The organism is Microcoleus sp. B3-D7 (genome assembly GCF_036705305.1).
In the GTDB taxonomy this organism is placed as follows: Bacteria; Cyanobacteriota; Cyanobacteriia; order Cyanobacteriales; family Microcoleaceae; genus Microcoleus.
Genome location: NZ_JAUBUE010000018.1, coordinates 70,143 through 91,395 on the forward strand (window position 1 = coordinate 70,143; position 21,253 = coordinate 91,395).

Consider the following 21,253-nt stretch of genomic DNA (forward strand, 5'->3'; position numbering starts at 1 on the left):
AACTACTCTTCTACCCAATTGAGTAACCCAAGAGAAGTAACAGCTCCAAAAAAGTGAGCGCCAACCAGATTGACGTTTGCCATCGTCACAAAAATATCTAGGGAACGAATCACGTTTTCTGGCGCATAAGCTGCCATCGCTTGGGGCTGACTAAGAGTTTTTGCTAGGACTACAGCAACTGTTTCTTCTGAAGCGACAAAAGCGATTAATACCCCCACCAAACTAGAAACTAATCCAATCCGTAAGGTGTGAGTAATATGTTCTTTGCTGGGATATACCTGGGAATTTTCGGCGTGCAAAAGTCGCCCTAAAAGCCTATAGCGAAAATCCCAAAAAATTCTAAAGCACAGCAATAAAAGACCAACTATCGCTAAAAATATGCCGAACCCAATACCTGCATTATTATTGGTTTGATCGCCCATGTTGCGACCCAACATAGCAAATAATAAAACAATGCCGGAAACAGCACCAAAGAATAACTGTATCCAGAAGCTAAATCTACTAAACAAGCGAAAAGTTGCGACGAATTCGCTTTGGGTCAGCGGTTGCGACAAGGGTTCTGGTTGATTAAGTTGATTCATTATATACACCTTATTGCTGAATTGAGCATCAAAGCAAACGACGTAAGAAATAGGTTCTGCTTGTCTTCCTGTCGCAAGCGATCGCCTTGTGGTTAGCTATTAGAATTTTCCTGAAAAGTCAGTTAACGGCAGGACAGGATGCCGGATGTTTGAGAACCGAATTCGGCAATTTCCGGTAAATAAAAGGTTGAACTCAACACGGACACTGCCGTTGTGGTTGATTTGATTTTCCTAAAATCCTCCCGGTTCTGAACAATCAACTTCTTGCGACAATGGGAATTTAGAGTCTTAAAAATCGACTTAGGCAAAACGTCTATTGTCTTTGTTCACCATTTCAAAATCTTGCTTCTACATACCATTTAATCAAACTAGCCCAACCTTGCCATCTGTCTGATGCCATAAGAAAATATCCACCTGATGGAAGATGATTGAGGAAAAATTTATGATACAGCTTTGAGTTAAGTGCGATCGGACTATTGGCGATAGATGCTTGATTCCCAACTCCCGCACTGGGGCGCATCCATTCTTGCAACGTCCATAAGCTAGTTAGGGCAGTTATTGCAGATTCCCAACTATTCATATGCGAGTTGGGTGCTATTGGTTGCAAGCAAGATTACCCGGACAAATTTTTGACCCCATTCCCAGTATTGACCATTTAACCCAACAAATTTAAACTATTTTTAGGTGAACCAATTCGCCTATTTATCTGTTGTATTCCTACTATCTAACCCTGATTATCCATAGCTTATTAGTTATATTTTTGACCATAGTTCTGGTAAATTTGATGCCATACCGCAACGCAAATATCAACCTTTTTATCGCTTTTTACCTCAGCGAGCCGATGAAATTATCTCAAAATGCGAAGAGGGTTTAATGGGTTGGTTGGCAGGCATTGCATAAAGCATGAGTTTTAGTGCTATAGCAATCCTTGCAGAAGTCATATTTTTTTTACCCACCCCAACCCTCCTCTTAGTAAGGGGAGTTAGTAATAAATTCACCAATGATTTATGCTTGCTATATTACGAGCATTATTAATTTGTTTGCTTAGCAAGGGACACGGTTTTTTGTTAACTGTATTGTGGCATTTATATTCGCTTTCATTCCCTATATAGGCGAATTTTTAAGCGTAATTTCAGCACGGCTGCCTTTATTAGATTCGCCTTGGAAAGCAGGCGAGGTGTTGTTGCTATATTTCCTAATCAAACAATTTGCAGCAGGAAATTTTGTCAGCCATATCATTATAAAAAAGCAGGTATCTTTGCTTCCCAATTACCCCTGAAACTCTAGACAGTATTCAGATTATTATTGAATTTTGTGGGCTTATTTTTAGCGCCCCCAATTCTAATTGTTATTAAAAATTTTGTGAAATAATTTTCCCTCAAGGATATACTATACTGCTGGCAGACTGCTCCATCAGGGAAGCTATCTCATAGCCCATAAAGCTAGATTTGTCAAGGGTAATAAATAGGAAATTCATCAATCCATCAACATCTGAAACTCCCGCTCAAGACAGATGAAAAAAATCTCTCAACAAGGTAACTATTGAATTAATAAATAATACAAATTTATTGTTTAAAAAGTCAGTTAACAGGAAAGGAATTCACCATATGCCTAGACCAGCAGTCGTTAACAACTAAAGTATAAAAAATATGAAACGCCACAACTCACCCACCGACAGTATTAAAGACTCAATTGGACAGACAGCTTCTCATCCCTGGTTTGAGCGACTGGCAAGATTGGGATATGCTTCCAAAGGCTTAGTTTACTTTATTGTCGGTTTTCTAGCAGCACAAGCAGCCTTTAGTATGGGTGGCAGGACAACCGATACTAGCGGTGCATTATCAGAAATTGTTAACCAACCGTTCGGTAAATTTCTACTATTTCTGGTAACGATTGGCATTATTGGTTATGCCCTTTGGCGTATCGTTCAGACAATTCTCGACCCAGAACACCAAGGACAGAAAATGGATGCCAAGCGAATTGCCCAACGCATTGGCTACGCCTTAAGTGCTTTAGCTTACGCAGGTTTGGCTTTAACGGCTGTAAAACTGATAATGGGTTCGGGCCGTAGTAATAGCAATACAACCGAAGATTTGACAGCCCAAATTTTAGCGCAACCGTTTGGACAATGGCTGGTAGGATTGGCGGGATCAATTGTTATTGGTGTAGGCTTTTCTTATTTCTACGAAGCATATAAAGCCAAATTTCGCCGCCATTTCAAGCTAGATGAAATGAGTCCAACCGAGCAAAAGTGGGCGACACGGTTGGGTCGATTTGGAATTGCTGCCCGTGGAGTTGTTTTCGTTATAATCGGTTTTTTCTTCATTCAAGCAGCAAGGCTCTCGGATGCCAGTCAAACGAAGGGATTGGGCGAGGTGTTGGAAATTCTGGCACAACAACCTTTTAGTCCAGTGATTTTGGCTCTAGTACCTTTGGGTTTAATTGCCTATGGCATCTACTCGGTAATTGAAGCTCGCTATCGGCGAATTTTCCACTCATAAGCTTAACCCTTAGACAGAAAGTTATGAATTTTGAGTTCAAGATTATTTTGGGTGAATTCAAAACTTATCTAACTCAAAACTCAAAACTTTTACTAGGCCTCCTGATTCAATCACCTGCTTTTAAGTCTGGATATTTTAACTCAAAACTCAGGGCGGGTAAGGATGTACGGCCCCTAGTCAACTCAAAACTCCTAAAAACTTATGGCACCAATTGGTTATCACGCTTCCCACGAACAGTTTAAGCCCAGCGAACTGTTGAAATATGTCCAAATGGCAGAACAAGCTGGCTTTACCCATGCCCTTTCTTCCGATCACTTTCATCCCTGGAGTGAAGCGCAAGGACAAAGCGGTTTTGCTTGGTCTTGGTTGGGTGCAGCAATGCAAGCAACGCCAACGCTTTCCTATCGAGTTGTTTGCGCTCCCGGACAGCGGTATCATCCGGCTATTATTGCCCAAGCTGCGGCAACGTTGGCAGAAATGTTTCCAAATCGTTTTTGGCTTACGGTTGGCAGCGGTCAAGCGTTGAACGAACATATTACTGGGCATAAGTGGCCTACTAAGAGCGATCGCAACGCGCGCCTCAAAGAATGTGTCGATATTATCCGCGCCCTTTGGGCCGGAGAAACCGTCACCCATCGCGGTTTAGTGTGCGTAGAAGATGCAAAACTCTATACCCGCCCGGAAATTCTCCCATTAATTATCGGCGCCGCAGTTACCCCAGAAACCGCAGAATGGTTGGGCAGTTGGGCAGATGGATTAATTACTACTTCTCGCCCACCTGAAAAGTTAAAAAAAGTCGTTGATGCCTTTCGTCGCGGTGGCGGAGAAGGGAAACCAATGATTTTGAAAGTGCAGCTTTCCTATGACAGTAATGCAGAGAAAGCACTACAAGGCGCTCATGAGCAATGGCGTAGTAACATCTTCAAGAGCAAAATGTTGACAGAACTGATAACACCAGATCAATTTGATGCCGCCGGGGAGTTTGTGCAACCAGAGGAGTTATATCAACACGTCCGTATCTCGGCAGACCAAGAGCAGCATATTGAGTGGTTGCAAAAAGATATTGAATTGGGGTTTGATGAACTAATTTTGCACAACGTTAACCGAGAACAAGAGCAGTTTATTGAGGTGTTTGGCGAAAAAGTAGTGCCAGCGCTGACAAAAAGTTGAGTCGTAATTATGATGATGCTACTGATATCATTCCGGCAGCGCCGGAATGATATCAAATCCGCGCTTCATCGTCGGGCGTAAACTCGAATACAAGCTGCCAACAAATATAGGGCGCTATTTTCAGTTTTTTGACTCATAGTCAACAGTCAACTATCACCGACGGTGCAACTGGAATCGATATGACTTACCGACTAGGATTGTCAGAATCCTGAGTGCGATCGCTATCTCCCAAATCCAATGCGGTTCGCCACTTATCGGGATGGCGCGGCATCAGCATTCGCACATCACGATCGCGCAAGCCGATGCCAGCATCTTTGAAGGCAAGAACGATATCAAATGTCTGTTGAGCTGCAACTGGCTCAGATTTTACTAAAAAACTGGTCGCATAGATGCTAAACGACAAAGCTAAAAATGCTGGACTTAATTAGCGGCAAACGCCAGCAATTAGACATTCTAATGATCCTCTTTTTTTGTAAGTGTAGTAATTTTGTAGGTTCGTATTTGCGCTTCAACGCATATTTGGTGGAAGACAGCGCAAATACAAACCCTTGTTCAATTCATTCGCACTCTAACGCCCTTCAGTCTTCACGTCCAACTCTTCACGACGCAGTGTTTCCCTTGCCTCAACAATCTCCGTTTCAACTTCTTTCCTGATGTTAACTTCTTCGCGCACAAAAGTTTCTTTTTTGATATCAGCAGTTTCTTCGTAAACTTCCATACGCATCACCTTTTCCTGCTTGAAGGGAGTATCCCGAGTTACTGGCGCACCTGCCTTTTCTGGAGTTATACTCTCAATTACCACTCGCTCTTTTTCTGTGGGAATTGAAACCCGTGCCGTTTCGGTTTCAACTCGCTTGCCAATTGCTACCTCGCCAGTTTTGTGACGGCTTTTTTCTGCAACCAGTCGTTCTTCGTAGAGTCGGAATTTGTGATGTTCGCGCTCGTTCATCTGATACAATTGAGGCTCTTGTTCGTAAGTGTAGGTGTTGCGATCATAACCAGCAGCCCTAGCTTGGTTAGAGACAGAGCGCGGCATAGAAACTGGTGGAGATGCTTGTACAGGCAATGAGGTTTCTAAAGGCAATGATGCTTCTACAGGTGCAGACGCTTCTACAGTTAGAGTACGATAAACACCCCGAACTTGTTCTTCATAATCGTAATCCACCACCATTCCATCCTCGTACCTGGGTAGTCTTTCTGCTTGGTCTTGACTGCTCAAACCCGTCGCGTAGATGCGCTCTGCATCAACATCCACTCGACAAAGAGCAACTGGAACTAATACCTTCTTGCCAAATATCCAGAAACCCGTGTCAACAACAAAATATCGGAAACGTCCTGTCTCATCAACTAGCGCGGTATCGATGGAGCCAATCTTCTCATCTGTATTTCTAGCATAGATATCCAGACCTTTGATATCTTCGCCATTAAAAGCAGCTTCGCGGTAGTCGGGATTAAAATCTTCAATTTTGTAAAGTAACATACCAGTCCTGCCCTTTCTATCTATATCAACTTATGACCCCATTTTAGATAGAGCTTAAATTTGATGCTTCCTTCTTATGAAGGATTAAGTGAAACAGAATAGTAGGATGAGTATATTTATTTTATTTTAAATTTTTTATGTCTTTGGATAGATGACTTGTCATTTTTGATATAATTCTGCACGCTCAAGTTTCACAAGAGGTATTTAACTATTTGTATAAAAAATACACTTATAAATTAGATGGTGATACGTTACATGAACGGATAAAAAATATCTACATAATTTATTACTTTAAAAATAAAATTTTATGGGGGATATATTGGTGAAACACATTTGAACAACTTTGCCTTTGTTAGGATACTCCCTATGTTTAAATATTATTATGAATATAGGCAATGCAGCATCTTAAGCAAGCAATTTCTCCTAAAAGATGACTGATGACTCATGACTAATGATTAATAAAAACAAATTCCCCGGCATAACCAGGGAACGAAAGATATTCAAAAAAGTAATGTTGTTTTAATAAATTGATTTTGCCAAAAAGCGGCGATAATTTAGTAGCAGCGCTTGTTGATTTGAGAGCGGACGCCGGGGCGGGCAGTCCTGTGCAGGTGCCGCACCCGATCGCATTTTCCAGTCTCAAGAAAACAGTTGCATTCATATTTGAGTACCAGTTAAGCTTGGCTGCTGTTGCGAGTCTGGCTAGCCAGCTCCAACAGTTGCGCCCAGCGTTTTTGGACTTGTTTGGGAGTGCATTTGAGCGCCGTGGCGATCGCCTTGTCGCTTTCTTGATTCCGCTTCATTTCTAACAGTTGCTGCATTTCGGGCGCAAGTTGAGCGCGAAATGCTTCCCATTTCTCCGAAGTCATTCCCAGCTTTTGATCGACATCAGCACCCAGCCATTCGTGGACAAGTTTCCAATTTTGAGTGCGGGCAAATTTTTCGACGTGGTACTTAAACCGCTGTTGCAAGTAGTCGCGCTGGCGGGAAGACAAACCGAGCACGCGGTCAATTTCCGAAGCCGAAAGGTCTTGCAATTTTAAAGTTAAGTAATTCACGCATTCTGGCTGATTTTGCGATTCCAGATAGGCGATCAATTCCGAGACTACTCGATCGCGCAGCACAGCATCAGCCGGATCGACAGTTTCCGATACCATTTGCTCGCGCACTTGTTGCAGCGCCGGAGAGCGGCTGTACATTTCTGCTTCTTCTCCCTTGCCGGATTCTACAGCCATTTCAATGTCGATCGCAGTTTCGGGAGGCTGGCCCTTGGCAAATCCTTGAGCGCGCAACACGATCAGGCGTTGGCGGTTGCGGCCGGGTAAACCGATTTGGCGCTTCGCGTAGTGTTCGGTAAAAGCCATGTACTCAGCCAATTCTAGCTGTGTTCTGGGCTGGTAGGTGACATCGAGTTGGTGTTCGCGGCGGAAAGCTCGCAGAGATTCGATGTAAAAGCCTTGCAAAAAGTCTTCAATCATGTTGTAGCGAGCTTGGAAGTTCAAGTTCGAGCGGAAAGAAGCAACATGGCGGTAAATCATGGCCGCGAGGTGAGAGTGCAGTTCGACGCGGCCTTGTTTGGAACCGAGGCGGTAGTATTGCAGGGTTTTTTGCAACCGGTGCTCGGCCAAGGTGATTTGCCAAGCTTCAACTTCGCCGGAAATTTGGATGCGATCGCTTTTTTGGCAAATCCGTTCGACTTCCTTAGCAATCCGCATCGCCACTGCTTGAGCGCTGCGGCTGGAAGTTTTCATTTCCGCTTGCAATTCTTTGAGGGCGAAGTTAGCCAAAGCGAGGATATCGATGCTTGGAAGAGAATTGATTTCGGCGGTTTGTTCGCTGGATGCAGCCGGAATGCTGTTGATGTCAGAAGCGGTGTTGCAGTTGACGGTGTTGGTGGCAGTTTTGAGAGTCATGGCGTTTATCGGGTGGTAGGGCACAGCGGGTGTGCGAGGACATTTGTCAGAGAGTGAGGTGGCAGTTGCTGGCGGTTTCGCTTGCTGTGCTGATTCAACTCTCTATACATTGAATGTTACGGAAGTAGAGATAACCGCAGTGATGCCAGTGTTCCACTCTCTCATGCAACAGTTTTTGGCTGCTGAATCTGATTCTAAGCGCTGGCTGTGGAAGATTGATTTTATTGCCGTTAAAGCCTTACTGTACAAGCATTCTGAGCTGTTATTTGGGTGGGCGAGCGCGAGGAAAATTGAGGGTGCTGCCAGGCCGCTGAGTGGACAATCTAATAACTGGCTATTTGAGGCGGTTTTGGCCGTTATAGATTGTGGAATCGAGACTCGGCAGAGTGTAGCTAACTGCAATGTATTCTGAAGCTACGGCACAGTAATTCGGAAACCCGGTTAATCTGGAAATTTGATCTTATCCAAGAAGGAAGAAGGAATAAGAAAGAAGCAAAGAGAGCTTTGTTGGCAAACAATTCACCCTGATTCTTTCTCTAATACCAAAGTCACCGGCCCGTCATTCTCGATCGAGACTTGCATCATCGCTCCAAACAAGCCTGTTTCGACTTTTAAGCCGCTCTGGCGCAACTTTTCGACAAATTTATCATAAAAAATTTCCGCTCTTCCAGGAGCCGCTGCTCTGTCAAAGGAAGGTCGCCGACCTTTGCGGCAGTCCCCGTAGAGCGTAAACTGACTCACAACCAGCAACTCGCCGCCGATGTCTTGTACGGACTTGTCCCAGCGCCCGGTATCCCCGGCAGAGTCGGGAAACAAACGCAGTTCCAGGCATTTGCGAGCCATCCAATCGAGTTCTTCTTCGGTGTCGGTGTCTGCAATACCTACAAGCAAGTTAAGCCCGCGGCCAATTTTGCCGACAATTTGACCTTCTATTTCGACTTGAGATGATTTTACTCGCTGGATGATGACTCGCATTGACTTGCTTTTTGGTAGCGTCTTAGGATTATTTGAACAGCAACGCCATCGCCGTGTCGCGATGAAAATGAAATTGTCAGCCACTCACCACTAAATCTTAGATTAAGCGTGGGGGCTTCAAAGGCAAGTTTATAGTTGACCCGCCTGAGTCTTAAATGACACAGCAGGCTTAGGCTCGATCACTGGTTCAGGACACTGAGATTGGAGGGTTATGCGCGCACGGCTAATGTGTATGTCAACTAGACAGAAATGACCCAGCATTAAAATCAAACCCAAAAACAAGGCAGCGTAACCAATCAATTTGAGAAGGGCTAACAAACAATTAGCAAAAAAAAGAAAAATGTCATCTTGAATTTTTACCCAAAAACACCAAAAATTCCTTTGGAGTCGTAATAAAAAGAGCGAAATACAATCACGAATTCTTTTTTAGCCGCCGATTGCTCATAGCCCGTCTCCTTGCAAGCTTGTTGTAATAGCTTAGCCGAAAACAAGGAACGTGAGACTGTCACGGGAAACTCCCAGACCTCGTTGAGTTTGCCAACTATTGCCCTGCTTGTGGGAAGTAGGAGTGGTGAGAGGTGGTGGGAACAGCATAAAGGTGCAGAGATTACGTAAAACCAACGCAACTCTGCACCTTTGAAAGCACTGGCGATCGTGCTTTTGAGATCGGCGGATAGTATAAGTGTGCTGCTCTGTTTTTGTTAGCAACAATAAAATAGGTCGATCGCTCTTTTTATTCGAGGGCGCTCTTTTTCTTGGAGGGCACTCTTTTTCTTAGAGGGCGATCGCCCTTCATTGTCCCCATCCATCTCCAGTTCGCGATCGCGAAAACAATTAGACCGCGACGCTCTTTGGTTTAGGTGAAAAGAATATTTTACTGTTAGTTCTTCCCAAAACCTTTACCGCGACTGGTTGAAGGCATACAAAGACAGTTTTCGAGTTGCGAGCGCAAATTCTCGGTATCCAAACCCTGACCGATGAGAACAAGCTGGTTCTTCCGCTCACCTTTCCACTCATCATCGTCCATCGTAAATCGCTTGCCGCTCAAGTGAAAAATATGCCGTTTCGGACTTTCTTCAAACCACATAATTCCTTTCGCGCGAAACACATTTGTTGGCAGTTGTTTGTCTAAGAAATATTGAAATTTTCTCAGAGAAAACGGCTTGTCGCTTTGGAAAGAAATTGAGGTAAATCCGTCATTTTCTAAATGGTCGGAGTGGTCGTGATGGTCGTGATGGCTGTGGTCGTGATGGCTGTGGTCGTGATGGTCGTGATGGTCGTGATGGTCGTGATGGTCGTGATGGTCGTGATGGTCGTGATGGTCGTGATGGTCGTGACTGCTAGCAGTTTTTTCAGATTGGAAATATTTGTCGGATTCAAACAATCCGACGCTGAGGACTAGCGGCAGGGGAACTTGCGATTTTACTGTTCGCAAAATTCGAGCACCTTCTTTGACATCGCGAATCTTAACTTCTAACAAATCTAAATCTGCTTCTTCAACCAAATCTGTTTTGTTGAGGATAATTATATCGCCGTAAGCTATTTGACTGTAAGCTGCTTGAGAGTTGAACAAATCTAAGCTGTAGTTAGCTGCGTCTACTACTGTCACTATCGAATCGAGACGAGTTAGGTCGCGCAGTTCTGTGCCTAAAAAAGTCATCGCTACTGGCAGCGGGTCGGCGAGTCCGGTTGTTTCGACTACCAGATAATCGAGATTTTCTTGACGTTCCAGAACTTTGTAAACTGCATTAACTAAATCTTCATTAATTGTGCAGCAGATGCAGCCGTTGTTCAGCTCAACCATGTTGTCGTCGGTGGTGACAATCAGTTCGTTGTCGATGCCGATTTCGCCAAATTCATTTACCAAAACTGCTGTTTTCAAACCCTGCTGATTGGTCAGGATGTGGTTGAGCAGGGTTGTTTTGCCGCTGCCGAGAAATCCTGTAATGATTGTAACGGGCAATCCGTGTTTGGGAGCGTCCATCGCCAGTTCTGTCTCGGACTGAGTTGTAGATTGCATAGCTTGACTGTCAAATAATGTCGATCGCAATTTCTTTGTGGTTCTTATTGTATCTTAATTAGGACAAGGCCTCGTAAACCCAGTTTCTCGGAGAAATGTTGGGTTTGGTGGCATGGTATCTACGCATCAACCGGCAATCAGCCCGAGAGTGCAAAATAAGTGCGCCGCTAATTATCGGCAATTGCTAACGCGGTCGATCGCACTTTTTTATTTTTTTGATAATTTTTTTGTTTAGAGTACCTGTGGCAGTTTGCCTGCAACCAGTTTTCCCGGTAAACTCAGCAGCGACAAATTTGGGACAGACTCAAGCTCAGTGCCATCGGCAAATCCCGCTAATCTATAGAACCCATTTGAGATCTTTTTACGCGGTGGCTAGTCTTCTAAGCATCAGTCTGATCAAGCAAAGCTTGAGTTTGGCATTTGAACGAGCGAGTGTGCGATCAAAGTTTTTGACGCCAGCTTTTGCATCTTTCCACCCAAGCGTTGGAACGTTCTCTTCCCCCATCTAGCCGCCGAGGGCACAAATTCAGATTGCCGTTTAGCGTACTTTTCGGCTTTTGATGGCGCGGCTGCGAGTTCAAATTTAATCTTAGCCATAATCTGAGGATAAATCTCCTCCAAGGCAACAGTTGCGTTTCTCAGGGTGGTACCCGTTGTCTAACAAGAGGGTAGTTTTGGGAAGTTCGGCAGGTTTAGATTTGAAGTAATCGATGTTTTGGGAAAAAATTTCAATCAGCTTGCAGATTATCAGATAAGCTAGCTTTGGTACAGTGGGTAAAGAAGGGAAAGCCAAGTATATCGACAGCTATATGTCTTTTGATGCTAAACGGTGCATTTGTATAAACAAAACCCTTTAGACTCCTCACTAGCGTAGAAGCGTGTTTTTCTCGCATAAGTGAGTCAATCATTATTAGGGTTGTCCACTGCGGTTTTTTTTGACTTGTTAGCGCACCTTACTATGTAAGTCGGTCATAATCCGATCAAGTACACAGTCCTCACACCAATTTGGGTAATGCCAGAAGACAGTAGAATATTGTGGTATAGCTCTGGGAAAGTCTGACCAATTACAACCGTTCTTGAGTTGATAAAATATCCCCGAAAAGGATTTGCCACGCAAGTCCACACCGGAGGTTGGGTTTTCTTCTTTTGGAACAGTAATGGCTCAATAATTTCCCACTCTTTGTTGCTGACATCGCTGGAATAACCCATTTTAAACCCCAATCTGATTAAATTTACCTCTTTTTGTCAATTTTACTCGATCGCCCCGGGAGCATCCCACTTTTGCAGCCAAGCTAGAAATTGGAGTTTGGAGGCCACAGACTGTCAGGCGCGAGGCTGCGAGGAAAGAGGAAGAAAGAAGGAGCCATTGGAGGCAGGAGGCAGGAGGAAAGAGGAAGAAGGAGCCAGAAGAAGTGTTTTTACAAATATGAGATGCTCCCCTCGCCCAAAAGATGTCAAGTTGATTCTATAAGCGGTAGTCTTCGATTGTAATGGGGTTGAGATATTTTTGGTGGAGTGTGTGCGATCGCCTTGAAATTTGAGTCAGAACGATCGCCCGATCTACTAAATACAACAGTCTGCTAACAGATCCGAGGTGATAACAGCCTCCCTGCCACTCCACCAACCAACGCCACATCTAACTCAGCCATTGTTGCTCTCCGTGAAAAAGAGAAAGTGACTCGCAACTTGCTAATGCGACTGGTCGTTGGAGGTAGGACATCAATTGTTAGTGTTGGTGTCGATTTCCGCTACCAAGTGGTGCGGGATTTGACGCTATAAAACTTGAACCGCAATGCTTTTTTAGAAGTCCAACCGAAGCCGATATTTTTCCTGTTTATTGCAGATAAAATCTGGTGCCTATAAACCAAGTTTGGGAACTCTCAGGCCTGTACCCTATCTTTACTGTTCTGAACGCTATGCTGTCGAAGTCCACAATTGGTGCTGCTAAAGGCTTTAGTAAGGTTCCCCTGCGAACCGGTCTGGTTGTTCCATTCATCCTGCAAATCTTCGCTGCCGTAGGATTAACAGGGTATCTGTCACTGCGAAATGGACAAAAAGCAGTGAATGAACTAGCGACTAACTTACAAACAGAGGTGAGTAACCGTGTGGATCAGCACCTCGACAGCTATGCCGCTGCAACCCGCTATTTGACGCAAATCAACGGCGAGCAAATTGACCTGGGATTGCTGAACTTACAGGATGCCGATCGCCTGGCTCAATTCTTTGCAAAGCAGGTAAAAACCTACAAAGTTGGCTATATCCTGTACGGGTCTAAAACGGGGGACTTTATTGCCTCGGGATATTACCGCGAGTCAACCATTCCGAACCATGGCAATCCTGACATTAGCCTGGTGCTACCGAAGCGGTACGGCAATCCAGATTTGTACAACTACATTACAAATGACCAAAGCAAGCCAACTAAAATGTTTGAAATCACCAAAGCGTATCAGTTCCAGAAAGAAGGCTGGTACGCCAAAGGTGTCGAGACGGGCAAGCCAGGGTGGAGCGAGATCTATCAATGGGAGACTAATAACTACCCCTTGTCGATCGCCACGAGTCGCCCCATCTATGACAAGAATGGTCAGTTGATCGGCAGCGTGGGGGTCGAGCAACGCCTTTCGCAAATTAGTGACTTTTTACGTGAAATTAAGGTTAGTCAATCCAGCAAGGTATTCATTCTGGAGCGCAACGGATTAATCGTTGCCAGCTCTAGCGATGCGCCGGTGTTTTCAGTGACCAACGGCAAACCTCAGCGACTGCGGGGCTTTGAGAGTAAGGACGCCCTAATTCAAGCCACGTCCAAGTATCTCGGCGATCGCTTCGGCGATCTGAAAACCATTCAAACCATCCAGCGCCTAGACTTTGAGATCCAGGGTGAGCGGGAGTTTGTTCAAGTAACTCCCTGGCAGGACGAATGGGGATTGGACTGGCTCGTAGTCGTCGCCATGCCGGAATCAGATTTCATGGGACGAATTAATGCCAATACAGTCAACACGATTTGGCTGTGTTTAGGCGCATTAGGACTGGCAACCGTTTTGGGTATCTACACCTCGCGCTGGATTGCTCGACCCATTTTGCTGCTCAGTCACGCATCGGAAGCGATCGCCGAAGGAAAACTCGACCAAAACGTCGAAACCTCTGGCGTTAAAGAACTGGGTGTACTTGCTCAATCCTTTAACCGAATGGCGCAGCAGTTGCGCGATTCCTTCACCGCCCTAGAGCAAACTAACCAGCAGCTTGAACAGCGAGTTGAAAAACGCACCGCCGAACTCAAGTATGCAAAGGAAGCTGCAGACAATGCCAACAAAGCAAAAAGCGAATTTCTCGCCAACATGAGCCACGAACTTCGCACTCCTCTCAACGGTATTTTGGGCTATGCTCAAATCCTCAACCGCAGCAGCGCATTGCCAGCGAAAGAACGTCATGGGGTAGAAATCATTCACCAGTGTGGTTCTCATTTGCTGACCCTGATTAACGATGTGTTGGACTTGTCCAAAATTGAAGCCGGCAAATTAGAACTCACACCTAAAGGGATTCACTTTCCCTCATTCCTCCAAGGTGTCGCTGAAATCTGCGGCATTCGTGCCGACCAAAAAGGCATTAACTTCGTTTACCAGCCCGATCCGCAGTTGCCTGAAGGGATTTTTGCCGATGAAAAACGGCTGCGTCAGGTGTTACTCAACTTGGTGGGAAATGCGATTAAATTCACCGACAAAGGTTGTGTCACGCTCAAGGTTGCCGTAGTTGAGAATCATCCCAATCCGTCCACTCACTCTTTCAAATTTCAAGTTGAGGATACGGGCGTAGGAATTGCGCCCGATCATTTGGATAAAATTTTTCAGGCTTTTGAACAAGTGGGCGATCGCCAGCGCCAAGTCGAGGGTACGGGTTTAGGACTCGCGATCAGCCAAAGGATTGTCCAACTTATGAACGGAAAAATCCAAGTTAAGAGCCAACCCGGAGTCGGTAGTGAGTTCTTTTTTGAGGTGGAAATGGCGATCGTCACTGATTGGGCCGAGCAAAACTCCCTCACAACTGGAAAACAAATTATTGGTTACGAAGGACAACGACGCAGCATTCTTGTTGTAGACGATCGTTGGGAAAACCGAGCCGTTCTCGTCAACTTGTTATATCCACTAGGATTCCAACTTACTGAGGCAGAAAATGGACAAGAAGGATTGGAAAAAATACGACAGTCTCAACCTGACTTAGTGATTACAGACTTGGCAATGCCAGTCATGGATGGCTTTGAACTGCTCAAACAGGTTCGCAGTGCAAATGAGTTGCAACACCAGAAGATCATTGTCTCTTCTGCATCAGTATCACAAGCCTATCAACAGATGAGTTTAGATGCAGGGGGAAATGATTTCCTGGCCAAGCCAGTGGAAGTCAGTGAATTATTTAACCTCTTAGCCACTCATTTGGAATTAAAGTGGAAATATGAAATGACAGCCTCAAACGACTCTGGGCCATCCACTCTAACGACTGCATTAGATAAGCCTGAAGGGATTATTCCTTCGACTTTAGAGTTAAGGGCGTTACTACAACTGGCACAGCAAGGCAACTTAAAACGGCTACGAGAACACACAGAGCATCTTGCTCACTCTAACCCTCGCTACGCTGATTTTGCATCACAAATTCTTCCGCTTGCCAAGCAATTTAAAGACGAAGAAATTGAAGAGTTGCTACAACAACACCTCACAGAGAAAAAAGCCGATGTCTAGTCCTCAATTAATTCTGGTGGTGGATGATACCCCTGCAAACTTAGAAGTGGTTTGTGAAACCTTAAGTGATGCGGGGTATGAAGTAGCAACCGCAATCAACGGCGATCGCGCTCTTAAGCGAGTCCAAGTTTATCCTCCCGATCTGATCTTGCTCGATGTTCAAATGCCAGGAATTGACGGCTTTGAAACCTGCCAACGTCTGAAGGCAGATCCCAGGACAGCCAGCATTCCGATCATTTTTATGACCGCTGTCTCCGATGCCGATAGTAAGGAGAAAGGATTTGACTTGGGTGCTGTGGACTACATCACCAAACCCTTTCAAGAAAAGGAGATGCTAGCACGGGTAAAAACTCATTTGCAGCTACGGCAGTTAACGAAAAATCTCGAACAGCGTGTAGCTGAGCAAACGGCTGATTTAGAAGCAGCCTTCACACAACTGCAACAGTCTCAGTGTCACTTAGTCCACACCGAAAAGATGTCTGCTTTGGGCAATTTAGTGGCGGGTGTCGCGCACGAGATTAATAACCCGCTTGGCTTTATTGCGGGCAATCTGAATCCTGCTCAGGACTATATTAAAGACCTCTTTAAACTGATCGCTCTCTACCAAAAAGAAATCCCTTATCCAAGTACCACGCTTCAGTCATTCGTGGAGGAAATAGACTTGGAATACTTACAAGAGGATCTACCCAAATTAATCGATTCGATGCAAGAAGGAGTCGATCGCATTCGCACAATCAGCACCAGTTTAAGAACCTTCTCGCGTTCGGATTGCGAACTCCCAATTACTTGCAATATCCACGACGGCATTGACAGCACGCTGTTGATTCTCAAGCATCGCCTCAAAGCCAACGAATGTCGCCCGGAAATTCAAGTCATCACAGACTATGGCGATCTGCCAGAGGTAGAATGCTTTGCCGGACAGTTGAATCAGGTATTTATGAATGTGCTGGCAAATGCGATCGATGCGCTTGAGGAATCAAATCAAGGACGCAGTTTTGCTCAGATCAAAGCCAAACCCAACCAGATTACTGTCAAAACCCAATTGTCGGAATCTCAGGTAGTGATCCGAATTCAGGATAATGGGATTGGGATGACGGATGCGGTGAAGCCAAAAATCTTTGAGCATCTGTTTACCACTAAAGGCGTGGGGCAAGGAACAGGCCTAGGATTGGCGATCGCTCATCAAATCGTAGTCCAGAAACACTCTGGAACTTTAGAAGTCAACTCAACTTTAGGTGAAGGTACAGAGTTTGTGATTTCAATTCCGCTGAAGGCGATCGCGGTAAAAGACATTCAGGCAAAGATTTGCGTTGACGCAGCATAACAAATCCTTGCAGCGGTGGCATAAAGATGATTGATAGTGCCCCTTCAAACCATCCAAACTATTGATATAGTAGTACGCGGTGCAAAAAACGGTAAACCATGACAGCCACAAATCTCGTCAATAAATTTGAGTACAAACCCCTATACAAGCCAAATCAATTAATTTGCGGAACGGGGCAAACAGCCATTGTCAGTGGCTGGACAGTAAAAAGTGCGATCGGCAAAAAATTACAACCCAACGAATTTGCTGTCATCGGACAACTATACTCTCCTACTCGCGGCATCAACTTCTTAATTAGAAACTTGCTGTGCAATCCCCACGTCCGCTTTTTAGTAATTCTCAACGCTACCAAAGAAGACCGCAACTCCGGTGCTGCAGCGTGCTTGATCGACTTTTTTCGCAACGGCTTTGAAGCCGGCAAAAGCGATACTGGTAGAGATTGCTGGTTAATTAAATCTTCAATATTTGGCTACATTGATATTGAAATATCAGCAGAAGCCTTAGAACTCTTGCGTCATTCAATCGAATGGAAAGAAGCAATAAATATAGCAGAAACAGTGACTTTTGTAAAGTCTTTTTCCGAAAAAGCAGTGGTTGAACCTTGGGGAGAAACCCTAACTTTTCCATTAGTTGAAATCGTCCCGACTGTGCTTCCCGGTCAGAAATACGGACACAGAATCGAAGGCAAAACTATCGCCGAAACTTGGGTAAAAATTATCCACCGAATTAAGACCACCGGCACCTTACGACCGACTGGTTACGACGGACAGTGGCAAGAATTAATCGACTTAATGGCAGTGATTACAGATGAACCTGCGGAGTTCTATTTTCCCGAACCGAATTACTTACCAATAGACCGTGATTTCCTCGAACAGTACAAACCGCAAATGCTGGAAGATGCCCCATATAGCGAAGGCATTAAATATACCTACGCACAGCGGATGCGGTCGTGGTTTGGACGAGATCAAATTGAAGAAGTTATTGCCAAACTAATTAAGGAAATTGACGCCGCAAGTGCTGTAATTAGTCTGTGGGATGCGGGCGGAAATGTTAACAGAAGACCTGACGGTTCATCCGACCACCAGCACAGTGGCAGTCCTTGTTTAAATCACATTTGGGTGCGAGTTGTGGACGGTGAAATATCGCTAACCGCAACTCTCCGCAGTAACGATATGTTTGCGGCTTGGCCGGCAAATGCAATGGGTTTGCGGGCTTTGCAGCAGCACATTCGAGATGAAATTGCGAGGCGTTCCGATTATAATTTGACGATGGGCCCGTTGGTAACGCTGAGTCAATCTGCTCACTTGTATGACGATACCTTTGAAAATGCCGATCGACTCATTCAAACCCAATATGCTAAAATCTGCGAAGATCGAGACTTTTTCGATGCAGCAGGCAATTTTTTAGTTGAAGTAGCCGACAATCAAATAGTTGTCACGCAAACCACCCCGGGCAGCGGCGAAGTTGTCACCTGTTATTCTGGAAAAAACCCTCTCAAGTTAGTGCGAGAAATTTGTGCGGCTTCCCCTGCCATCCAACCCGAGCATATTGGTTATTTGGGAATAGAATTGCAAAAGGCGGCCGAGTGTCTGAAAACCAGCAACCAATACATTCAGGATAGAAAATGAATCTAGAAGAAGAAAGACCGAATTGGGACGAATACTTCTTAATGTTAGCAAAATTGGCCGCTACTCGATCGACTTGTCTGGCTTTTCCTGTAGGCGCGGTGATAACTAAAAACAGGCAAGTTTTAGCAACGGGTTACAACGGTTCGCCGTCAGGTTCGGCACACTGTACTACTCAAGGCTTCTGCTATCCTGGTTTGAGTAGTTGCGACGCCAGCAAAACTTTGCCCTCAAGGGCGGTTCACGCGGAAGCAAATGCGATCGCCAAAGCTGCTAAACACGGTATATCTACTGCTGGGGCTAGTATTTACGTCACTTTAGAACCCTGCATCTATTGTTTGAAATTAGTTATTGCGGCTGGAATTAGAGAAGTGTTTTACGAAACGACTTTTAACAGCGGAGAAAAAGCTGCTTTGAGAGATACTTTTATCAGTGAAGGTATTGTTGAGTTAAAACAAATTCAGCTATCTGAAGATACAGCAAAAAAGGCGGCTTTGTTTTTATTGCATCCTACATCTGTGTCCAAAAATTTAGTATAGGAGCAATCCTTCCCGTGGTTGTGGCAGCCACAGGAAATAACTGTGCTGTGTTCCTATAAATGATTTTTATTTTCTGGCAATTTGCAGGGATACGGCACTGCCATGTCCTAAATCCCGCGTAATACAAATGATCGGTATTTTACGCTTTGTAAAGACACAGCACTGCCGTGTCCTTACAACAAATAGAGATAGCAATCAACCAAAAAACTTCATTAAAAATTGTGAAGACCGTGTAGTTCAATCAATCAAACTCATTCACTGCTTGCAAATAGTCTATCGCGGCATCTATCCTCGAAGAATACTTAAAAGCAAACTGATCGAACCAATATCCCTCATCGGAATTCTTATCCAACTTTTTCAGCCAAACCTGAGCTTGCCTAACTTTCTGTCTGTGCGTTTGTACGTCCAACTGTGGTTCCGCGACTTTTTCTGCAGGTTGCGGTTGCAGTGAAGCGACTTCCTGAGCTTTATTTGGCAATTCGTGCTCAACCTTAAGCGGTTGCAGTGAAGCGACTTCCTGAGCTTTATTTGGCAATTCGTACTCAGCCTTAATTTGAGCTAAATCCTTATCCAAAGGACTAGCATACAAATTTATATCTGATGTTTTAAATGTTGCATTTGACGGCGCTTGTGCTTGCGCCGGCGCCTGACTTTTCAACTCAGCAATTTTCTGAGATGCTTGATACTCTGCCTTCAGTTCACCTAACAGGCGCTCGATCGATTCCATAACTTAAACCCCCTAAAAAATGCTGCTGGGCTAACTGGCCCCAATATAATCACGGAAACTTCGCCCGCCTCCTTAATCAGTTATTGCATTCAGCAATACCTCTGTCAGGGTCATTCCTTCAATATCATCCATCGTGACAGTATCAACGATATCGAATTTAGCCCCGGCGCTTTGCAGTTCGTCATCCAATATCTTGAGAAACTTAGTAGCTTCCGGCGCATTCCCTACTTGAATGAAAGAAATCGCCAACTCTTCATCTCGATCGAGCTTCCGGGAAGCCTCTATAATAGTTTTCATCACTTCTTTGCGATCGTCCGGTTCCCCGTCCGTCACCACTAATATTGTTTCCCCATTTAGCTTGGTCTTACCGGATGCTTTGCGCTGAAAATAACTGTTCAGAGCGTCTTGCAGAACAGCACCTAAATTCGTAGTTCCCGAAGGTTCGTTTTCTTGGAAAATTTGCACTACTTTAGCTGATGTTACGTTGTCGTAGCGCTTGAAGCGACCGGAAAACACATAAACTGTTATGCCATCAGGATCAAGTTCTTCGCATTTATTCGCCAATGCGATCGTCGATTCTTGCATGAGCGCCCACCGACTTTTACCGCCCATCTGGTCTTTTGTGTACATACTGCCGCTTTTGTCAATAATGATCGTATAATCGCGGTTCTGAAGCATAAGATTTTTCCTGTTAATTAAGTTTTTCCCCAAAATATCAAAACCAGCGAGCAGAAGCTGTTGAGCTTTAGTTGCTCGCTGGTTTTTTTAGTAGATTTGCGATCTAAAACAGCAGAATTTAAGCTGCAACTAAAGCATCTTTAAGTGGCTTCCAGCTAAAAGCTCGATCGCCCCCCATCTCCACTGCTATTTTAACTCGTGGTTCTAACGTCGGCAAAACAGTCAAATACTCAATCTCCTGACTCGACAAAATTTGCCCTTCAATAATCCACAGCACCAATCCTTTTGCTTTCGGTGGCAAATTGTCTAATTGAGTTTTCAACATCGGCGGCACGTAGTATGTATAACCAACCGCCCCTTCGTTGCCAGTAGTTTTCTTGCCCAAATGCGGCGGTCGTACCCCGTGAACCCCCGTTAAATACATCGCCAAATCGCCCAAACCCCGCGCCGAAATCGTGTACCCACCGTAGCCCGCGGCCCTCAGCCGGCGGAGGTAGCGCCCCTCAAATCCTCCCTCTAAAGGAACGTACAGGGCCAGCGACCCCGACTTTTCCAAATCCCGAATCAGATCAGATCCCGTCGTAATCAGTCCCATAAATTTGTGTTTCCTGCTGTATCAAAATTTGGTCGATCGCTGCTTGCGAGCTGGAAATATTATAAATCCTAAAGTTGAGGCGAAAAATTCTCATCGCGCCCTTGACAAACGGCAAACACTTCATGTACTATTGTGAATTGTCGCCGTAAAGGATACTGAGTGGTTTGCTGCTCAAGTCCTGGCACAAACAAGCAAGACCGAGACAAAACTCGGAGATATAGCAGGTAAAAATCCGCGAATCTCAACCCTTGCAAGACTTCCACAAGCTCGCTCCCAAATTTAAAACTCAAATTTTAAACACCGAGGAAGGCTGTTGGTTGATAACAGTTAATTGCAGGAACACTGAAATAAATGTTTCTGCACAAGAGCAAGCGGATTGACGTAAATTTCGCAATCCGAAA

At 44.8% G+C, this 21,253-nt stretch carries 20 protein-coding genes; 7 read left to right on the plus strand and 13 right to left on the minus strand.

Translation table 11 applies throughout. The annotated features are described in order from the left end of the window. Positions 1–2 precede the first annotated feature (2 nt). Both QUB25_RS14595 and QUB25_RS14600 read right to left on the minus strand, forming a co-directional pair. Entirely contained in the window at positions 3–581 is a 579-nt protein-coding gene (locus tag QUB25_RS14595) for a DUF3611 family protein (RefSeq protein ID WP_333183891.1), read from the minus strand. Between the two features lie 334 nt (positions 582–915). Further along, positions 916–1,161 (minus strand): hypothetical protein, encoded by a 246-nt coding sequence (locus tag QUB25_RS14600; RefSeq protein WP_333183892.1) that lies wholly within the window; start codon positions 1,159–1,161, stop codon positions 916–918. 1,069 nt (positions 1,162–2,230) lie between these two features. Here QUB25_RS14600 and QUB25_RS14605 point away from each other — a divergent pair. Both QUB25_RS14605 and QUB25_RS14610 read left to right on the plus strand, forming a co-directional pair. Further along, the gene (locus QUB25_RS14605; RefSeq protein ID WP_333183893.1) at positions 2,231–3,082 is read left to right on the plus strand and encodes a DUF1206 domain-containing protein; all 852 of its coding nucleotides are present in this window, start codon (positions 2,231–2,233) and stop codon (positions 3,080–3,082) included. A 201-nt stretch (positions 3,083–3,283) separates the two neighbouring features. Next, on the plus strand, positions 3,284–4,252 hold the full coding sequence (locus QUB25_RS14610) for a TIGR03885 family FMN-dependent LLM class oxidoreductase (RefSeq protein WP_333183894.1): 969 nt from the start codon (positions 3,284–3,286) through the stop codon (positions 4,250–4,252). 184 nt (positions 4,253–4,436) lie between these two features. Here the strand turns inward: QUB25_RS14610 and QUB25_RS14615 are convergent, their stop codons facing one another. The 3 genes from QUB25_RS14615 to QUB25_RS14625 all read right to left on the minus strand — a co-directional run bounded on the left by QUB25_RS14615 (position 4,437) and on the right by QUB25_RS14625 (position 7,645). Then, a complete protein-coding gene (locus QUB25_RS14615) occupies positions 4,437–4,655 on the minus strand; it encodes a hypothetical protein (protein WP_333183895.1) in 219 nt (72 codons plus the stop codon). Positions 4,656–4,820: 165 nt separating this feature from the next. Continuing rightward, positions 4,821–5,732 (minus strand): DUF2382 domain-containing protein, encoded by a 912-nt coding sequence (locus tag QUB25_RS14620; RefSeq protein ID WP_333183896.1) that lies wholly within the window; start codon positions 5,730–5,732, stop codon positions 4,821–4,823. 674 nt (positions 5,733–6,406) lie between these two features. Then, positions 6,407–7,645, minus strand: coding sequence for a HetZ-related protein (locus tag QUB25_RS14625; protein ID WP_333183897.1), 1,239 nt, complete (start codon positions 7,643–7,645; stop codon positions 6,407–6,409). Positions 7,646–7,688: 43 nt separating this feature from the next. Here QUB25_RS14625 and QUB25_RS14630 point away from each other — a divergent pair, with 43 nt between their 5' ends. Continuing rightward, positions 7,689–8,057, plus strand: coding sequence for a hypothetical protein (locus QUB25_RS14630; protein ID WP_333183898.1), 369 nt, complete (start codon positions 7,689–7,691; stop codon positions 8,055–8,057). Between the two features lie 107 nt (positions 8,058–8,164). Here QUB25_RS14630 and dtd read toward each other — a convergent pair whose 3' ends face one another. From dtd to QUB25_RS14655, 5 genes are all read right to left on the minus strand, one after another. Further along, a complete protein-coding gene (dtd, locus tag QUB25_RS14635) occupies positions 8,165–8,620 on the minus strand; it encodes a D-aminoacyl-tRNA deacylase (RefSeq protein ID WP_333039589.1) in 456 nt (151 codons plus the stop codon). A gap of 880 nt (positions 8,621–9,500) precedes the next feature. Then, positions 9,501–10,640 (minus strand): GTP-binding protein, encoded by a 1,140-nt coding sequence (locus tag QUB25_RS14640; RefSeq protein WP_333183899.1) that lies wholly within the window; start codon positions 10,638–10,640, stop codon positions 9,501–9,503. 396 nt (positions 10,641–11,036) lie between these two features. Continuing rightward, the gene (locus QUB25_RS14645) at positions 11,037–11,237 is read right to left on the minus strand and encodes a hypothetical protein (RefSeq protein ID WP_333059796.1); all 201 of its coding nucleotides are present in this window, start codon (positions 11,235–11,237) and stop codon (positions 11,037–11,039) included. A gap of 346 nt (positions 11,238–11,583) precedes the next feature. After that, entirely contained in the window at positions 11,584–11,763 is a 180-nt protein-coding gene (locus QUB25_RS29815) for a transposase (RefSeq protein ID WP_445251949.1), read from the minus strand. Between the two features lie 342 nt (positions 11,764–12,105). After that, positions 12,106–12,276, minus strand: a complete 171-nt coding sequence (locus QUB25_RS14655; RefSeq protein ID WP_333183900.1) for a hypothetical protein — start codon at positions 12,274–12,276, stop codon at positions 12,106–12,108. A gap of 217 nt (positions 12,277–12,493) precedes the next feature. On the opposite strand from QUB25_RS14655, the gene QUB25_RS14660 reads away from it, so the two are divergent. The 4 genes from QUB25_RS14660 (at position 12,494) to QUB25_RS14675 (ending at position 18,852) form a co-directional block, all read left to right on the plus strand. Beyond that, on the plus strand, positions 12,494–15,364 hold the full coding sequence (locus tag QUB25_RS14660; protein ID WP_333183901.1) for an ATP-binding protein: 2,871 nt from the start codon (positions 12,494–12,496) through the stop codon (positions 15,362–15,364). Next, positions 15,357–16,688, plus strand: coding sequence for a response regulator (locus QUB25_RS14665; protein ID WP_333183902.1), 1,332 nt, complete (start codon positions 15,357–15,359; stop codon positions 16,686–16,688). Before QUB25_RS14660 ends, QUB25_RS14665 begins: the two co-directional genes overlap by 8 nt. 98 nt (positions 16,689–16,786) lie before the next feature. Beyond that, positions 16,787–18,316, plus strand: a complete 1,530-nt coding sequence (locus QUB25_RS14670; RefSeq protein ID WP_333183903.1) for a thymidylate synthase — start codon at positions 16,787–16,789, stop codon at positions 18,314–18,316. Next, a complete protein-coding gene (locus QUB25_RS14675; RefSeq protein WP_333039601.1) occupies positions 18,313–18,852 on the plus strand; it encodes a dCMP deaminase family protein in 540 nt (179 codons plus the stop codon). Before QUB25_RS14670 ends, QUB25_RS14675 begins: the two co-directional genes overlap by 4 nt. 241 nt (positions 18,853–19,093) lie before the next feature. Here the strand turns inward: QUB25_RS14675 and QUB25_RS14680 are convergent, their stop codons facing one another. The 3 genes from QUB25_RS14680 to QUB25_RS14690 all read right to left on the minus strand — a co-directional run bounded on the left by QUB25_RS14680 (position 19,094) and on the right by QUB25_RS14690 (position 20,852). Beyond that, positions 19,094–19,579: a salt stress protein, Slr1339 family gene (locus tag QUB25_RS14680; RefSeq protein WP_333183904.1), complete on the minus strand. Its 486-nt coding sequence runs from the start codon at positions 19,577–19,579 to the stop codon at positions 19,094–19,096. Positions 19,580–19,651: 72 nt separating this feature from the next. Next, positions 19,652–20,257 carry a VWA domain-containing protein gene (locus tag QUB25_RS14685; RefSeq protein ID WP_333183905.1) on the minus strand — a complete coding sequence of 202 codons (606 nt, stop codon included), beginning with the start codon at positions 20,255–20,257 and terminating at the stop codon, positions 19,652–19,654. 118 nt (positions 20,258–20,375) lie between these two features. Then, positions 20,376–20,852 carry an NAD(P)H-quinone oxidoreductase subunit N gene (locus QUB25_RS14690; protein ID WP_333059805.1) on the minus strand — a complete coding sequence of 159 codons (477 nt, stop codon included), beginning with the start codon at positions 20,850–20,852 and terminating at the stop codon, positions 20,376–20,378. Positions 20,853–21,253: the final 401 nt, after the last annotated feature.

Bases quoted from the DNA above. Each gene is read 5' to 3' on its own strand.
- QUB25_RS14645 (WP_333059796.1), bottom strand. From the start codon at position 11,237: ATGGCTAAGATTAAATTTGAACTCGCAGCCGCGCCATCAAAAGCCGAA.
- QUB25_RS14610 (WP_333183894.1), top strand. From the start codon at position 3,284: ATGGCACCAATTGGTTATCACGCTTCCCACGAACAGTTTAAGCCCAGC.
- QUB25_RS14685 (WP_333183905.1), bottom strand. From the start codon at position 20,257: ATGCTTCAGAACCGCGATTATACGATCATTATTGACAAAAGCGGCAGT.
- QUB25_RS14665 (WP_333183902.1), top strand. From the start codon at position 15,357: ATGTCTAGTCCTCAATTAATTCTGGTGGTGGATGATACCCCTGCAAAC.
- QUB25_RS14680 (WP_333183904.1), bottom strand. From the start codon at position 19,579: ATGGAATCGATCGAGCGCCTGTTAGGTGAACTGAAGGCAGAGTATCAA.
- QUB25_RS14655 (WP_333183900.1), bottom strand. From the start codon at position 12,276: ATGTGGCGTTGGTTGGTGGAGTGGCAGGGAGGCTGTTATCACCTCGGA.
- QUB25_RS14675 (WP_333039601.1), top strand. From the start codon at position 18,313: ATGAATCTAGAAGAAGAAAGACCGAATTGGGACGAATACTTCTTAATG.
- QUB25_RS14600 (WP_333183892.1), bottom strand. From the start codon at position 1,161: ATGAATAGTTGGGAATCTGCAATAACTGCCCTAACTAGCTTATGGACG.
- QUB25_RS14620 (WP_333183896.1), bottom strand. From the start codon at position 5,732: ATGTTACTTTACAAAATTGAAGATTTTAATCCCGACTACCGCGAAGCT.
- QUB25_RS14670 (WP_333183903.1), top strand. From the start codon at position 16,787: ATGACAGCCACAAATCTCGTCAATAAATTTGAGTACAAACCCCTATAC.
- dtd (WP_333039589.1), bottom strand. From the start codon at position 8,620: ATGCGAGTCATCATCCAGCGAGTAAAATCATCTCAAGTCGAAATAGAA.
- QUB25_RS14595 (WP_333183891.1), bottom strand. From the start codon at position 581: ATGAATCAACTTAATCAACCAGAACCCTTGTCGCAACCGCTGACCCAA.
- QUB25_RS14640 (WP_333183899.1), bottom strand. From the start codon at position 10,640: ATGCAATCTACAACTCAGTCCGAGACAGAACTGGCGATGGACGCTCCC.
- QUB25_RS14605 (WP_333183893.1), top strand. From the start codon at position 2,231: ATGAAACGCCACAACTCACCCACCGACAGTATTAAAGACTCAATTGGA.
- QUB25_RS14690 (WP_333059805.1), bottom strand. From the start codon at position 20,852: ATGGGACTGATTACGACGGGATCTGATCTGATTCGGGATTTGGAAAAG.
- QUB25_RS14625 (WP_333183897.1), bottom strand. From the start codon at position 7,645: ATGACTCTCAAAACTGCCACCAACACCGTCAACTGCAACACCGCTTCT.